Annotated in this window: 14 protein-coding genes; 8 read left to right on the top strand and 6 right to left on the bottom strand. The window is 59.4% G+C overall.

The genetic code is table 11. The annotated features are described in order from the left end of the window. Window positions 1-44 precede the first annotated feature (44 nt). From gyrB to dnaA, 6 genes are all read right to left on the bottom strand, one after another. A complete protein-coding gene (gyrB, locus tag AC5RTB_RS10025) occupies window positions 45-2,099 on the bottom strand; it encodes a DNA topoisomerase (ATP-hydrolyzing) subunit B (protein WP_494060926.1) in 2,055 nt (684 codons plus the stop codon). 249 nt (window positions 2,100-2,348) lie between these two features. Then, complete coding sequence (locus AC5RTB_RS10020) at window positions 2,349-2,945, bottom strand: DciA family protein (RefSeq protein WP_494060925.1); 597 nt, start codon at window positions 2,943-2,945, stop codon at window positions 2,349-2,351. After that, on the bottom strand, window positions 2,929-4,107 hold the full coding sequence (gene recF / locus AC5RTB_RS10015; protein ID WP_494060924.1) for a DNA replication/repair protein RecF: 1,179 nt from the start codon (window positions 4,105-4,107) through the stop codon (window positions 2,929-2,931). Before recF ends, AC5RTB_RS10020 begins: the two co-directional genes overlap by 17 nt. A 10-nt stretch (window positions 4,108-4,117) precedes the next feature. Next, window positions 4,118-5,011, bottom strand: coding sequence for a phosphogluconate dehydrogenase (NAD(+)-dependent, decarboxylating) (gene gnd / locus AC5RTB_RS10010; protein ID WP_494060923.1), 894 nt, complete (start codon window positions 5,009-5,011; stop codon window positions 4,118-4,120). Between the two features lie 41 nt (window positions 5,012-5,052). Continuing rightward, window positions 5,053-6,177 carry a DNA polymerase III subunit beta gene (gene dnaN / locus AC5RTB_RS10005; protein WP_494060922.1) on the bottom strand — a complete coding sequence of 375 codons (1,125 nt, stop codon included), beginning with the start codon at window positions 6,175-6,177 and terminating at the stop codon, window positions 5,053-5,055. 452 nt (window positions 6,178-6,629) lie between these two features. Further along, entirely contained in the window at window positions 6,630-8,030 is a 1,401-nt protein-coding gene (gene dnaA, locus AC5RTB_RS10000) for a chromosomal replication initiator protein DnaA (protein WP_494060921.1), read from the bottom strand. Between the two features lie 429 nt (window positions 8,031-8,459). Between dnaA and rpmH the strand changes: the two genes are divergently transcribed. From rpmH to AC5RTB_RS09960, 8 genes are all read left to right on the top strand, one after another. Next, entirely contained in the window at window positions 8,460-8,597 is a 138-nt protein-coding gene (gene rpmH / locus AC5RTB_RS09995) for a 50S ribosomal protein L34 (RefSeq protein WP_055854070.1), read from the top strand. A 64-nt stretch (window positions 8,598-8,661) separates the two neighbouring features. Beyond that, window positions 8,662-9,036, top strand: coding sequence for a ribonuclease P protein component (gene rnpA, locus AC5RTB_RS09990; protein ID WP_494060920.1), 375 nt, complete (start codon window positions 8,662-8,664; stop codon window positions 9,034-9,036). Continuing rightward, window positions 9,033-9,386, top strand: coding sequence for a membrane protein insertion efficiency factor YidD (gene yidD, locus AC5RTB_RS09985; protein WP_494060919.1), 354 nt, complete (start codon window positions 9,033-9,035; stop codon window positions 9,384-9,386). Before rnpA ends, yidD begins: the two co-directional genes overlap by 4 nt. 13 nt (window positions 9,387-9,399) lie before the next feature. Continuing rightward, window positions 9,400-10,362 (top strand): membrane protein insertase YidC, encoded by a 963-nt coding sequence (gene yidC, locus AC5RTB_RS09980; protein ID WP_494060918.1) that lies wholly within the window; start codon window positions 9,400-9,402, stop codon window positions 10,360-10,362. Further along, complete coding sequence (locus AC5RTB_RS09975; RefSeq protein ID WP_494060917.1) at window positions 10,359-10,901, top strand: Jag family protein; 543 nt, start codon at window positions 10,359-10,361, stop codon at window positions 10,899-10,901. Before yidC ends, AC5RTB_RS09975 begins: the two co-directional genes overlap by 4 nt. Before the next feature lie 33 nt (window positions 10,902-10,934). Then, window positions 10,935-11,573 carry a 16S rRNA (guanine(527)-N(7))-methyltransferase RsmG gene (gene rsmG / locus AC5RTB_RS09970; RefSeq protein ID WP_494060916.1) on the top strand — a complete coding sequence of 213 codons (639 nt, stop codon included), beginning with the start codon at window positions 10,935-10,937 and terminating at the stop codon, window positions 11,571-11,573. Window positions 11,574-11,672: 99 nt separating this feature from the next. Beyond that, a complete protein-coding gene (locus AC5RTB_RS09965; RefSeq protein WP_494060915.1) occupies window positions 11,673-12,782 on the top strand; it encodes a ParA family protein in 1,110 nt (369 codons plus the stop codon). A 423-nt stretch (window positions 12,783-13,205) separates the two neighbouring features. Next, complete coding sequence (locus AC5RTB_RS09960; protein ID WP_494060914.1) at window positions 13,206-14,264, top strand: ParB/RepB/Spo0J family partition protein; 1,059 nt, start codon at window positions 13,206-13,208, stop codon at window positions 14,262-14,264. The last annotated feature ends 1,410 nt before the right edge of the window (window positions 14,265-15,674 follow it).

Raw genomic sequence — 15,674 nt, 5'->3', positions numbered from 1 at the left:
GGTCGCGGCACAGCGCAGATCCGGCCAGGTCTGCTCAACATCGATCAAATGTCGAGGAACCGTACGTCTTTGGCGTTCTGCTGAATGAAGTTTCGGCGTGACTCCACGTCCTCGCCCATCAGGACAGAGAAGATCTGGTCTGCTGCCGCGGCATCGTCCATGGTGACCTGCAGGAGGGTCCGGTTGTCCGGATCCATGGTGGTTTCCCACAGTTCGGTGTAGTCCATCTCGCCGAGACCCTTGTAGCGCTGGATCCCGTTCTCCTTCGGGAGACGCTGGTTGTTGGCCAGGCCCATCTTGATGGTTTCATCCCGCTCACGGTCGCTGTAGACGTAGGAGTGGGGCGCATTGGACCACTTGACGCGGTAAAGGGGCGGCTGTGCCAGATACACATAGCCGTTCTCGATGAGTGGCCGCATGTAACGGAAAAGCAGCGTGAGCAGCAGCGTGGTGATGTGCTGGCCGTCGACGTCGGCATCCGCCATGAGGACGATTTTGTGGTACCGGGCCTTCTCAACATCGAAATCCTCACCGATTCCGGCTCCAAAAGCGGTGATCATGGCCTGAACTTCAGCGTTGCCTAGCGCGCGGTCAAGCCGAGCGCGCTCGACATTGAGGATCTTCCCGCGCAGCGGCAGGATTGCCTGCGTTTCCGGGTTACGCCCGCGGACTGCCGAACCGCCGGCGGAGTCTCCCTCCACAATGTAGATTTCAGACTTTGAAGGGTCCTTTGACTGACAGTCCTTCAGTTTGCCCGGCATACCGCCGGACTCCAGCAGGCCCTTCCGACGGGTGGATTCGCGCGCCTTGCGTGCAGCCAGCCGGGCCTGGGCGGCCTGGATCGACTTCCGAATGACATCGCGGGCCGGGCCGGGGTTACGTTCCAGCCAGTCACCCAGTTGATTGGTAACCACGCGCTGCACAAAGCCTTTGGCTTCCGAATTGCCCAGCTTGGTCTTGGTCTGTCCTTCAAACTGGGGCTCGGACAGCTTGACGGAGATGACGGCGGTGAGGCCCTCCCGGATGTCGTCACCCGTGAGGTTGTCGTCCTTCTCCTTAATGATGTTCTTCTCCCGCGCGTAGCGGTTAATCAGGGAGGTCATCGCGGCGCGGAAGCCCTCTTCGTGGGTTCCGCCCTCGTGAGTGTTGATGGTGTTGGCGTAAGTGTGCACGCTCTCGGAATACGCCGTTGTCCATTGCATGGCCACTTCGACTGCGATGGACCGGTCGGAGTCTTCGGTCTCAAAAGCAATGACGTCTTCGTGGATCACATCGACCCGCTTCGACGAGTTCAGGTGCTTGACGTAGTCCAGCAGGCCGTTCTCGTAGAGGTATTCCACATGCCGGTGCTTGTTCTCTTCGGACTGTTCTGCCGCAGCGTGCGCGGCGTCCGTGATCTCCTCGGTTTCCACTTCTGGCACACGTTCATCCACAAGGCTGATCCGCAAACCCTTATTGAGGAAGGCCATCTGCTGGAAGCGCGCACGAAGGGTCTCGAAATCGAACTCCACCGACTCGAAGATGGATTCGTCCGGGTAAAACGTCTGGGTGGTTCCGGTCTCTGAGGTTTCCTCGCCCTTTTCGAGCTGCCCGACGGGCTTGCCGCCATCCTCGAACGACTGCCGCCATACGTGACCCTGACGGCGGATTTCCGTATCAACCCTGGAGGAAAGCGCATTCACAACGGAGATGCCTACACCGTGAAGACCACCGGAGACGGCATAACCGCCCCCGCCAAACTTGCCGCCCGCGTGCAGGATGGTCATGACCACTTCAACGGTGGGTTTACCCTCGGTTGGGTGCATGTCGACGGGGATACCACGCCCGTTATCGATGACCCGCACGCCGCCGTCGGCAAGCAGTGTCACCTTGATGTGGTCACAGTATCCCGCGAGGGCCTCATCCACAGAGTTATCCACAACCTCGTACACGAGGTGATGGAGGCCTCGGGGACCCGTGGACCCGATATACATCCCGGGGCGCTTGCGAACCGCTTCGAGTCCTTCGAGGACCGTGATGTCACTCGCGCCGTAACCCTTGGGTGCACCGGCGCCGCTCTCCGGCATTCCGGTAGATTCCACTTCGTTGTCGTTAGCCACGGACGCTGTCGACTCCTTGTTGTCCTAGTGTTGCCTAGTCTCAAAATGAAGGCATCCCCGAAAGGAATGCCTGCACGTCCTATTCTACCGTGCGGCCCCCTACAACTCCGCCTCAATTGCCCTCTAGCGCCGAATAAACCGCGATTTAAGCTCTCAGCAGGGGGTCGCGTGGGGGCGTATACGTCCGCTGGGGTCTGCTCGACGCTGTACGCCGCTCGTCGAAGAGCTCTCGGTCAGATCGGCGGAAAGCTACCCGTAAGTATCCCGCGGTCCGCGACCTCGCACTGAACGGCCTCCCTTACGCCAGGATGGAGCGGACGGACCGACGATTTTCATGGCCGTGACAACACCGGCGCCCAACTCGTGTTCGAACCGCCGGAGGAGGTCAGGGCTGATCAATCTGAGTTGCGTGGCCCAGGCAGTGGAATCACACCGTACGAAGACCGTGGTCTCGTGAAAACTCTCCGGAGTGCAGTGTGTGGCGATCTCGAGGCCAACGAGCTCGGCCCATCGCGCCATGACTGAACCCACTGCCACCGGCGAATTCCAGCCACGCTCGCTGAGCAAACGCCCGAAGACCGCGCCGACACCTTGCGGGTCCCTCCCGGAATACGATTCCTGCAGTTTGGCGCGCCCCGCGCCGGAACCAGAACGACGACGCCGGGCGGCCGGCGCTCGGAAATCGCCGCGCGCTGCCGATGCATCCCGTAGGCGGTTCAGAAGCAGCCGAGGCGCATCCCCAGCCGGAGCGTCCTCCGCGTCGGGTGGAAACGGAACAGCGCCGCCGTCGTTGTTTGATTCATTCGCAGCCGCCGCTGCTGACTCCTCCTCAGGCCGATACTTCACTGAAGCCTCCCGGAACCACCATGAATTGCCGGCCGTCCAGCACGTCCGGAACGTCATCTCCGACCGCGGCAGTGACGAGTACCTGCTCGGCACCGGCAACGACCGATGCCAGCCGCTCGCGCCGGTCCGCGTCCAGCTCGGCGAATACATCGTCGAGGATGAGCACGGGCGTGGAGCCGGGAGTGTGGTCGTCATCGGTGAGCAGATAATACGAACCGAGGCGCAGCGCTAGTGCCATGGACCAGGTCTCGCCATGGGAGGCGTATCCCTTCACCAGGGCACGACCGAGCATCAACTCAACCTCGTCCCGGTGCGGTCCCACCAGAGAAATGCCACGCTCCATTTCACGCCGGCGCTGTTCCGCGATCGCGGTCAGAAACTTTTCAGTGAGTTCTTCGATCGAAAGGATGCTGAGATCCTCAGCGCTCGAAGCGGGACGGTCGTCGTCATCGCTGACAGAACTGACCAGAGAGGATCGGTACGCGGCAGCGGCGATTTTCGTGCCGTCGGTCAACTCGCGATACGCCTTTTGCACGTGCGGCAGAAGGCGGGTCAGAACAGCAAGACGAGCATGAAGGAGTTGCGATCCGACCGCCGCCAGATGCTGGTCCCATACTTCCAGCGTTGCCTCGTGTGCGGTGGTCAGCCTACCGCCCCGCAGCGACTTGAGCAGCGCATTGCGCTGTTTCAGTACGCGCTCATAGTCTGCGCGTACGCCCGCATGATGCGGCACCAGCTGAACCATGAGGTCATCAAGGAAACGACGTCGGTTCGAGGGGTCGCCTTTCACAAGCGCCAGATCTTCCGGCGCGAACAGAACAGTTCGCAGTATTCCCGCGGCATCCCTGGCACGCACCGGGTTCGCCCGGTTGATCCGGGCGCGGTTGGCGCGGTCACCGTTGATTTCGAGCTCCACACTTGTGGCTTGTGCTCCGCGCACCAGACGGCCGCGGACCAGGGCGCGGTCAGCGTCGAAGGCAATCAACGGCTTGTCCGTACTCACGCGATGCGATGACAGAGAGCCGAGGTAGCCGATCGCCTCGACGATATTGGTCTTGCCGACCCCGTTCGGGCCAACGAATACGGTTACCCCGGGCTCGAGCGCCACATCAAGCTGGGCATAGCTGCGAAAATCGGTCAGTGAGAGATGTTGAACGTACACCGCTGCTCAATCATGCGGAATTGCGGGGCGGACGTACGGCATGCCCACCGAACTGGTTACGCAAGGCGGCGACCATCTTCAGCGACGGCGCGTCCTCCTGCCGTGAACTGAATCGCGCGAAGAGCGCAGCGGTTATTACGGGTGCGGCCACCTCGTTGGCAATCGCCTGCTCGACGGTCCAGCGACCCTCACCGGAATCCTCGATGTACGCGCCCACATCGCTGAGCTTGGGATCTTCCTCAAGCGCTTTGATGAGCAGATCGAGCAGCCAGGACCGGACAACGGTGCCCTTCTGCCATGCCCGGAAAGTCCCAGGCACATCCTTGATGATGTCCTTTGCCTCGAGCAATTCATAACCCTCGGCGTAGGCCTGCATCAGTCCATATTCAATTCCGTTGTGCACCATTTTCGCGTAGTGCCCCGCCCCGGTTTCACCCACATGCACGAAACTTTCTTCCCGGTTGCCTTCCGGACGCAGCGCATCGAACACCGGCATCACGCGCTCGACGTCGGCCTCTGAGCCTCCGACCATGAGCCCGTACCCGTTCTGCAGTCCCCACACACCACCGGAAACTCCGCAGTCAAGGAAACCGATACCCTTCTGAGCCAGGGATGCGCTGTGTTCCTGATCCGTGCTGAACTTGGTATTTCCTCCGTCAATGACAAGATCGCCTTCGGACAGCTTCTCACCCAGTTCTGTGATCACCTGGTGGGTGATCTCCCCGGCTGGCACCATGACCCACACCACACGCGGCGTGGGGAGGTTAGCAACCAGCTCATCGACGGTCATGACATCGGACACTTCAGGATTGCGGTCGTAGCCGGTCACGTCGATACCGCGGGAACGCAACCGTTCCCTCATGTTGTAGCCCATCTTTCCGAGTCCGATCAGACCGATATGCATAGTGTCCTCCATGGGGTTCGGGGGGATGGATGGTGAGGCTGCTACTGGTTGGGCAACCTCACGGGCATCAACAGGTACCTGTAATCTTCGCGGTCTTCGCCGGTGGCTTCTTCCTGGGCTGAGATAACCGCCGGCTTCGGCGGGGTGGTGAAGGAGAATCGCACAAAGCGGCTGCTAAAAGCACTCAGGCCTTCACTCAGATAGTGCGGATTGAATGCGACGGTGATGTCATCTCCGTCCAGCGTTGCCTCGATGGCTTCAGATGCCTGGGCGTCCTCACCTGTTCCGGCGTCGAGCACTACCTGAGCTGCACTGAAAGCCAGCCGCACCGGAGTGTTTCGTTCGGCGACCAGTGCCACGCGCCTTACAGCTTCGGCCAGCTGGCTGGTTTCGACCGTGGCATGGATGGGCGTGTTCTCTGGGAAGAGGGAACGAATCTTGGGGTAGTCGCCGTCGACGAGCAGGGATGTCGTCCGCCGGCCGCCACTTTCGAATCCGATGAGTTCGCTGTTATCGGAGAGCGCGATCTTCAGGTCCCCGGAGCCGCCGAGTGTTTTCGCCACCTCGCTCAAAGTCTTGGCTTTGACCAGTGCGCTGGTGGAAATGCCCGGATTTGTAGGCTTCCAGGACAGCTCACGGAGCGCCAGCCGGTAACGGTCAGTTGCCAGGAACGTGATGAGGTCTTCCTCAATTTCCATCCGCACACCGGTAAGAATCGGCAGGGTGTCGTCGCGACTGGCCGCAATGATGACCTGGGATACGGCTTCTGCGAAAGCATCGCCGTCGACAACGCCGCTGACGTCCGGCAGAGCGGGAAGTTCCGGGTACTCCGCTTCGGGCATGGTAGCGAGATTGAAACGGCTGTTGCGACAGGTCAACGTGACTTTGGACCCGTCCGTTTCCACTTCGACAGGCGCGGAGGGAAGGCTGCGGCAGATGTCCGCAAGCAGGCGTCCGGAGACAAGGATGGTTCCTTCTTCAGCTACGTCGGCAGCGATCTCAAGCCGAGCCGAGATTTCGTAGTCGAAGCTTGCCAGACTCAGGGTGCCGGCACCCGCCTTAATCAGCAAGCCCGAAAGCACCGGTACGGGAGGGCGCGGTGACAGCGATCGCGCCGTCCACGTTACGGCCTCAGCCAGGACATCGCGCTCGACTCGGAATTTCACTGAAGGGTGCCGCCTTTCGCGAGGTACATAGGGGAAGTCGCTCATCCTCGACCTCTCCGGCAAGGGAGGGCGGGTGAGCAAAGGTGAACTCTACTGAGTCACAGCTTAGCGCGACGCGGTCTCCCCGTCGGACCGAAATTTTGCAGGGTGGTCCGGAGGGGAAATGTTATTTGGAAGAGCTCGCGGATTAAGGATCAGTAGTGTTAATAACTCCTGTGGATACTGTGGATAACCGGGACGATCGGCGCGAACCCGGGAGTCTGCCCTGTTGACAGTATGTGCACTCGCACCGGTTGAGGACTAGGGCTGTTGTGTACGGAAGCCCTGTAATTTAGCGGGTCCACAGCTCAGACGGTGCTTGTCCTCATTAACGTCCACGGGAAACACGTAGTTATCCACAATTCTTTCCACAGCTGTTAATTACAGCTGTCCGTGGGACCTGTCGGGACCTATTAGTCCTTCCGATGGTGCTTGATGCGGTTGGTCAGCTCAGTCACCTGGTTGTAGATCGCCCGGCGTTCAGCCATAAGTTCACGGATTTTTCGGTCAGCGTGAATGACCGTGGTGTGGTCTCGCCCGCCGAGCTCCTGTCCGATTTTCGGCAGCGACATATCCGTCAGTTCCCGGCAGAGGTACATAGCAATCTGCCTGGCGGTGACAAGGGTCCGTGTCCGGGATTTGCTGCACAGATCATCAAGGGTGATATTGAAGTACTCCGCCGTCTGCGCCATGATCAGCGACGACGTGATCTCCTGGGCACCGTCGTCAGTAATCAGGTCCTTGAGCACTATCTCGGCAAGATTCTCGTCAACGGCTTGGCGATTAAGGCTTGCGAACGCTGTCACCCGGATTAGGGCGCCTTCCAACTCACGGATGTTCGTTGAGATCTTCGACGCGATGTACTCGAGCACCTCATCCGGTGCGCTCAGCCCTTCACTGATCGCCTTCTTGCGAAGAATCGCGATCCGGGTTTCGAGTTCCGGAGGCTGGATGTCCGTCAGCAGTCCCCACTCGAAGCGCGAACGCATCCTTTCTTCGAAGCCCGACAACTGCTTGGGCGGTAGGTCCGAGGTGATAACCACTTGCTTGTTGTGGTTGTGCAGTGCGTTGAAGGTATGGAAAAACTCTTCCTGCGTCCTGTCCTTGCCGGAGAGGAACTGGATGTCGTCGATCAGGAGGATGTCAACGTTCCGATAGGTCTGCTTGAAGCTCGTGCCTTCATCGTCCCTGATCGAATTGATGAAGTCGTTAGTGAACTCCTCGGAATTGACGTACCGAACGCGGATCCCGGTATAGAGGTGGCGGGCATAGTGGCCGATGGCGTGCAGCAGGTGAGTCTTACCCAGCCCCGAGTCACCGTAGATGAACAGGGGGTTGTAGGCCTTGGCCGGCGCTTCTGCGACGGCGACTGCAGCAGCATGGGCGAACCGGTTCGATGAGCCGATGACGAATGTGTCGAAGATGTACTTGGGATTCAGGCGCCCGAATTCGTGGGAGTTGCTGGGCGGAGTTGGCGACGGCGCCTGCTCCCTTTGCGCAATCTCCTCCGGAACCTCTTCCGGTTCCTCTTCGATAATGGGCGTGAGGTCAGGATCAATGACAAATGCGCATTGGATCTCTTCGCGGAAGACGTCGCGAAGGGCATCATTGAGCGGGCTCTTGAGCTGGCTCTGGAGAACTTCGCGGGTCAGCTCATTGGGAACCGCGACGAGCAGGGTAGTGCCAATCAGTCCCTGGGCCTGGGCCAGCACCACGAATCCACGCTGGCGGGGGGAAATCCGCTCGTCCTGTTCGAGTGTACGGATAACCTTGCGCCAGGAGCTGCCTACATCATTGATCTCGTCGGTACTCAATCGCGTCCTCAGTTGAAGTTCAGAGAGCCGTTACAGGCCCATAGACGGGCAATAATCCACAGACTTATGCACAGCCCGTGGATAAATGCGCCACCCGGCAACAGTAGACGATGAAAACTGGCGAGGATAGCCGGGACCGGCCCTGTGGATAAGATCACTTGGGGATGTGATGAGGACCCAAAGAAGCAGGGTTCGGGACCACAGTTGTCCACATGGCAGTGGTCCAACCGGTTTGACCCTGCTGTGTCCGGTGCCCTAACGTTATGTAGTCCTTTATGTCTGCATTTCGCGTGCCTCCATATCGCCAGCTAAGGCTGAGCAGTATGCCGCAGGTAGGCAGGGCGGATGTACTACAACTTCATTGCGCCAGCCCGTTCTTCCCCCTTGTTGCAACGGCAGCGCATGCCAAGAACGTTCTGGAGTATCACAGTGAGCAAGCGGACCTTTCAGCCGAATAACCGCCGTCGTGCCAAAAAGCACGGCTTCCGCCTTCGCATGCGGACCCGCGCCGGCCGCGCCATCCTGTCTGCGCGCCGCAGCAAGGGACGCACCGAGCTTTCGGCTTAGCATCAGTTAATCCGTCCGCCCGCGTTGTCTGACCGATAGCGCCCCGACCGTCCCGGAGCTCTAGGTGCTGTCTACCGCCCACCGAGTTCGGACGGCCACAGATTTTTCACATACCGTTCGTTCCGGTGCCCGATCCGGGTGCCGGAACTTGGTGTTATATGCCGTTGGAACCGAAACAGGTACGCCCTCGCGGTTCGGATTCATCGTGTCGAAAAATGTGGGGAACGCTGTTACGCGCAACCTCGTTAAGAGGAGACTGAGAGAAGCAGCAGCATCAGCGTTGGTTCAGCGACCAGTTGGGCTTGATGTCGTTGTGCGTGCACTGCCCGCAGCAGCTGCGGCAAATTGGCCTCAACTCAGTTCCGACTTTGAGCGGTGCCTGGCATCGAGTGTGAATCGGATCGGCAAGCCCGGCGGCGGAAAGGGAGACGGCAAATGACAGCGGATCATTCGCCGTCGAACATCTCACAAGTGGTTCTGCTACCCCGTGCCGTCCTTATCGGTATTCTGGTGGTCTATCGCCGACTGATTTCACCTCTCTATGGTCCGGTGTGCCGTTTCTTTCCCTCTTGCTCGGCTTACGCGCTGGAGGCAGTGATCGTGCACGGCGCGCTGAAAGGTTCATGGTTCGCTGCCAGACGGCTGTGCCGCTGTCATCCCTGGAACGACGGCGGCGTGGACCATGTGCCAGTCGGAGGAAGACGTTTCGCACCTGGTGAAGAGCCACAGATTGTAGTGCTGAATCACCCGGTGATTCCTGCAGATGAGGAAAGCCGCCCCGCGGCCTGAGGAGCAACAGATTATGGATTTCTTCGAGACAATTCTCCTGCCCTTCCGGTGGCTGGTGTCCTGGGTTATGCGGGCCTTCCACGAGGGATTCACCTTCCTCGGTATGGATTCCGCCTCCGGCTGGACCTGGACTTTGTCGATCGTCGGTCTCGTCGTGGTGATCCGTGCTGCGCTGATTCCAGTCTTCGTCAAGCAGATCAAGGCTCAGCGTGGGATGCAGGCTCTCCAACCTGACCTACGGAAACTGCAGCAGAAGTACAAGGGCAAAACGGATCAACTCTCACGTCAGGCCATGACGCAAGAGCAGATGGCTCTGTACAAGAAGCATGGAACCAATCCCTTCGCGGCATGTTTGCCGATTCTGATCCAGATGCCGTTCTTCTTTGCGCTGTTCACCGTTCTTAACGGTGTGTCATCGGCAAGCGAAAGAGGTGAAGGTCTCGGGGCCCTCACTGTGGAGGACGTCCGACAGTTCGACCTGGCCGAGATCTTCGGCGCCCCACTCTCCTCTTCGCTGCTTCACGGCTGGGGCACTCCCGGCCACGGCTCCGTGATAGTTCTTTCGATCATCATGATCATTGCTATGACCGCCTCGCAGTTCATCACGCAGAAGCAGATCATGGCGAAGAACATGTCCGAAGAGGCCATGCAGAGCCCCTTCATGCGTCAGCAGAAAATGATGCTCTACATCTTGCCGCTTGTATTCGGCGTTGGTGGTATCAACTTCCCAATTGGCGTACTGATCTACTGGACCACCACCAACCTCTGGACCATGGTCCAGCAGTTCTACGTGATTCGCCGGATGCCGACGCCCGGATCCCCCGCAGCCAAGGCCCTCGCTGAGCGCCGCGCGAAGAAGGGGTTGCCGATGGTCCCATTGCTCGGGGAGAAGAAGCAGGAACCGGCGGTTGAAGCAGTTGCGCCACCCAAAGCTCAACGAGTACAGCCGCAGCGCAAGAACAGGAAACGCAAATGAGCACAGACAACATGCAGGAAGAGACGCTTGAGACTGTGAACGAAGATGCAGTTGACCAGGATGGAGGGGGCTCCGTGGAGGATGAAGGCGACGTCGCTGCAGACTATCTTGAGGAACTCCTGGATATTGCCGATATAGACGGCGATATCGATATCGAAGTGCGGAACGGGCGTACCTACATCTCCATCGTCTCCGAGGACAATGACGCGCAAGGATTGCAAGCTCTCGTGGGCCGGGACGGCGAGGTGCTGGAAGCACTGCAGGAACTGGCTCGGCTCTCCGTACTCACCTCGACCGAGCATCGCTCGCGGCTGGTCCTGGATATAGATGGTTTTCGTGAAGCCAGGAACAAGGAGCTGCGCGAGATTGCTGAGCGGGCAGTCAGCGAAGTGAAGGAAGCCGGTAAAGAGGTGGCGCTGGTTCCGATGTCCGCGTACGAACGCAAGATCGTTCATGACATCGTGGCTGATCTCGGCATGGTCAGCGAGTCCGAGGGTGAGGGTTCGCGGCGCCACATCGTGGTGTCGGCTGGATCCTGACGTCGGTTTGCCTGTCCCGAAGGAGGGGTTGTCTTGACGATTGAGATCGGTACGAAGGAGCTCCAGGCGGCTCGGAGCATATTCGGTGAGCGGTTGACCCTCGCGGAGCGCTTCGTAGCGCATCTGGCTACGTCAGGAATCGAGCGTGGACTGCTTGGACCACGTGAACTTCCGCGCTTGTGGGACCGGCACGTCCTCAACTGTGCCGTTGTCGGAGAGTTGATTTCGCCCGAGGCGCGCGTAGCTGACGTGGGTAGTGGTGCTGGCTTGCCCGGGTTGGCCCTCGCCATTGCGCGGCCGGACGCATCGTTCGTCCTGATCGAGCCGCTGGAGAGAAGAGTGAACTGGCTACGGGAAGTAACGCAGGATCTTGAACTTACCAATGTGGAGATTTTTCGCGGTCGCGCTGAACAGGCAGTGGGCAAGTTCGATGTCAATGTCGTGACGGCGCGCGCGGTTTCCGCGTTATCCGGTCTTGCCACTCTTACTATGCCGCTCCTGAAGGGACCGGGAGAGGTCCTGGCAATCAAGGGCCGGAGTGCCGGCGAAGAGGTGGAGGAGGCCGCTAAGGTCATTCTGCGGCTGGGTGGGAGGAGCACCACTGTTGAAACTGCTGGCAGCGCCCTGCTGGAAGAACCGACGACCGTTGTCCGCATCGTGGTCGCCCGATAACTGTGTTCCTTGGTTGCAAGTTCCGCACACTGCGGATTGTCTGCCGGGGTATTTCCGCCATAGCGGATAACCTAGAGGGGACCCACCCGGCACCCGAAAGTGAGCGAGACGCTTGTGACGAAAGATTCTGCCACGCGACGCGAGCAGCCTACGTCGACGATGGGTTCGTCTCTGGCTATAACTATTGCTGATATTCAGCCAGAAGTGTTTTCAAGCCCGATAAACACAGGCATCGTTTCACGTGAAACGATTGGCACAGCCGGGGTAAGTGACTCAAGTCAGGCCGTAAGCGTGAAAACGAATGGAAATACCAAGAACGTGATGGACGTTCTGGATGACAGCACTCCGCTAGCCCGTGAACTGGCGTCGGAGACGCGGCGCCGGGAGAAGCTCTTCGGACGGAAGCTGCCTCGCCCCGTGGAAACTCGCGTTCTAACGGTCAGTAACCAAAAGGGTGGCGTGGGCAAAACGACCACCACCGTGAACCTTGCGGCAGCTTTGGCATCCGCCGGCCTGAACGTGCTCGTCATCGATATCGATCCGCAGGGCAACGCCTCCACTGCGTTGGGCATTGCACACCACGCCGAAGTGGACAGTATCTACGACGTGCTGATCGATGATCTCCCGCTGTCGAGCGTTGTCGCGCCTTGTCCGGATGTACCCAATCTGATCTGCGCCCCGGCCACCATTCACCTGGCTGGCGCTGAGATTGAGTTAGTCTCCCTGGTCGCGCGAGAGCAACGGCTCCGCCGTGCGATCGATCTGTACGCGAAGGATCGCGCAGCGAACGGCGAGGAGCGGCTGGATTACATCTTCATTGATTGTCCGCCGAGTCTCGGTCTGCTGACGGTCAATGCTTTCGTCGCCGCCCGCGAGGTGCTTATTCCAATACAGTGCGAGTACTACGCTCTTGAAGGTCTGAGCCAGCTCTTGAAGAACATTGAGATGATCCAGAAGCACCTCAATGCCGATCTGGTCGTCTCTACCATTCTGCTTACTATGTATGACGGGCGAACGAACCTCGCAGCCCAGGTTGCTGCCGAGGTTCGCGAACACTTCCCTGATCAGGTACTTAAAGCGGTCGTCCCACGGTCCGTTCGTATATCGGAGGCCCCGAGCTACCAGCAGACGGTTCTTACTTACGACCCCTCGTCGAGTGGTGCACTTTCCTATCTCGAGGCTGCCGCAGAAATCGCTGAACGCTCCTAGAGCGCCTGCGCGGTTGACGGTGCCGCCCACAGTAGACTGGACGCGATATCAATCGCTGCAGTTTGTCTGCTCTCCTTTGAGAGGAACCGTTTCATGCCTGAGAAGCGTAGAGGTCTAGGTCGAGGACTTGGCGCGCTCATCCCGAGCAGCGCGGAGCAGCAGGATGAATCCACAAACAGCGTAGGCACCAGAGTTGCGGAGAGGGGCCGCCCCGTAGACCTCTTCTTCCCGTCGGCCGGTTCCAACGGCGGAACAGCTGAGGGGGATGACGGAAACCAGTCAGTACAGTCCTCAAGTCCGACAAAGAAGTCTTCCATAAATAAGGAGGCGCTCACCGCCCCCGCGAAAAGGACAAACGGGCGAAACCAGGCGGCAAGGAAGCGGGCCACGGCAGCCAAGGTCCAAGAGGCAAAGGTAGAGGCGGTGACCGATGTATCCGCGGATGAAGCGGCTGGTGAGCTTGAGAAGGAGTCGTCGCCAGCAGTTACGCCAGCGGTAGAAGAGCTCGAAAGTCCCACGGCGGCGGTGCTGGTCCCAGCTGAGGTAGTGCCCGAAGACGAGGTTAGCGATTCTGATGGGGTCGAACCGGGTGGTGCACTGGAGAGCGGCGGCGACGAGGATCCCGTCGAAGATGCGGATGTGCCTGTTTCACGTGAAACGCTACAGGAAGTACCGGGCGCACGTTTCGCGGAACTTCCGATTGACTCGATACATCCCAATCGAAAGCAACCTCGTACGGTCTTCGACGAAGACGAGATGGCCGAGCTGGTCCATTCCGTTCGCGAGATCGGCGTGCTGCAGCCCGTAGTCGTTCGTGCCTCCTCCGAGGGGGGTGAACAGACTTACGAGCTCGTTATGGGTGAGCGCCGCTGGCGAGCGTCAAGGGAAGCCGGCTTGGACTCGGTCCCTGCAATTATCCGCGATACCACTGACGACGATTTGCTGAGGGACGCCCTCCTCGAGAATCTCCACCGTAGTCAACTGAATCCGCTTGAGGAAGCCGCCGCGTACCAGCAGCTCCTGGAAGATTTCGGGTGTTCTCAGGAAGAGCTCGCCGCGCGCATCGGCCGGTCGCGTCCGCAGATCTCGAATACATTGAGGCTGATGAAGTTGCCGCCCCTGGTGCAGCGCCGGCTCGCTGCGGGCGTCCTGAGCGCGGGTCATGCCCGAGCGCTACTTGGCCTCTCCGATCCTGCCGAGATGGAAAAGCTCGCACAGCGCATCGTTGCGGAGGGACTTTCCGTTCGGTCCACCGAAGAGATTGTTGCCATGAGTGACGGCTTGCGTCGGCCGGGGAAGCCAACGACGCCCCGGGCTGGCGCTAGGCATGAACGACTCGACTACCTTGCTACTTCGCTATCGGATCGCCTGGATACGAATGTCAAAATTACACTTGGCGCGAAGAAGGGGCGGGTGAGCATCGAGTTCGCCAGCGTCGATGATCTGAACCGGATTATGGGAGTTCTCGCTCCCACCTCCTAGGTCTTTGGGCCGTTTCACGTGAAACGGCACCGCATTCAGCCCTTGGTGTAGCTGCTGAATCCAGAGCTCATGCCGCCATTGTCTCATCATCGAGTCGTCTGTGTCGGTTAAAGGACCCGTTGAGCTGATTTCCTTGACCCGACCGCGGAGTGATGGTCGGCCATCCTCGCAACGCCGCAACTGCTTGCCCACGCAGCCCAATGCGGTCGATGACGGTTGCTAGTCCCATATGAGTTGTATCTGTTCGTTGTCGTCAAGATGTACGACGCAGGGCGGCACTGGGACGCGTGATCCGCCGTTGCCGGTGCGGCACTTTTGAGGGATAGTGCTTGGCACGTTGGCGGTTTCACGTGAAACGGCATTGGATGCCTGAACGACTGAGCCCTCCAGCCCTGTGACTCCGTCAATGGCGCGGTGTCCGCTCTTACCTAACGTGCGATGCAGGTCATGCCATTTCCCACAGTCGCTCGAGCCACTCGCATAGATCGTTGAGTTGGCAGGGTGGGCCAAGCCCCCGCTAACCTTGTTCATACGGTGGACCGCCCCGTTCACTGGGGAATATCAGCCCGGCGTTCATGGATCGTTGAATCGCGTAGCCTTCGGGTTCGATGGTGTGGTGGTGTGCGTCTAAGAACGCTTCCTATAGTCGGGAATACATTGATCCCCTACGGACGCTCGTTTCGCCCGCCAGCTTCTTAAAGCGCATACTAGCCGTTTCACGTGAAACGGCTAGTATGGTGGGTTCTTCCGTCTAGCTTCATCATCCCGCTCGCCGATGCGCCAGGCCCCCGAGCGGGAGAAGACCGACTCCCTCCCGCTGTCAGCAATCCGACGAACAAGCACGAGCAGGACCTATCGGTTTCAACCGTAGCGCCGTAGCGATATGAGCCGTGCGGGAAGGGTTTGGCCCCTGCACCCCCTTCCCGCACACCGCGTTAGGCTTGCTGTCGTCACCCTTTGGGGAGGAGTCTATGCCGAACTGGCTAGGGACCGGCGAAGGGCTTTGTCCTTCTGCCGTCTGAGGAACCGCGTGGTCCGACTTCGCCCATAGACAGCTGTTTCACGTGAAACGTCAACGCGCGGACCTCCGCTATAAGGCCCAGCTGTCGTAAGTCGAATCTGGGACCTCGGTTTTCGTGATTTCTTGGAGCGAGGTTGCACCTAGCCCACGGCTACGTCTTCGTAAGAATCGGCAGCTCCAGCACAAAGCTGGGAAGAAAAACGACCACGGGGAGCTGATCTGCTTCTGCCAAGTTGGTCCGAAACGTATCACCCGACGCTGGAATGTTTCACGTGAAACGTACACGCACCGCTCCTGGAGTGTGCACGAGAAGGGCGGGTATGGAGGGTGTCTTTTACTCACTGCAACGAGTGGCGGACGAGTTCTACTGGGGCGCAGAGCAGCCATCG

It is taken from the genome of Arthrobacter sp. M71 S08 (assembly GCF_059089725.1).
The sequence above is the reverse complement of the archived record's forward strand: the minus strand, read 5'-3'. Positions and strand labels throughout refer to the sequence as shown.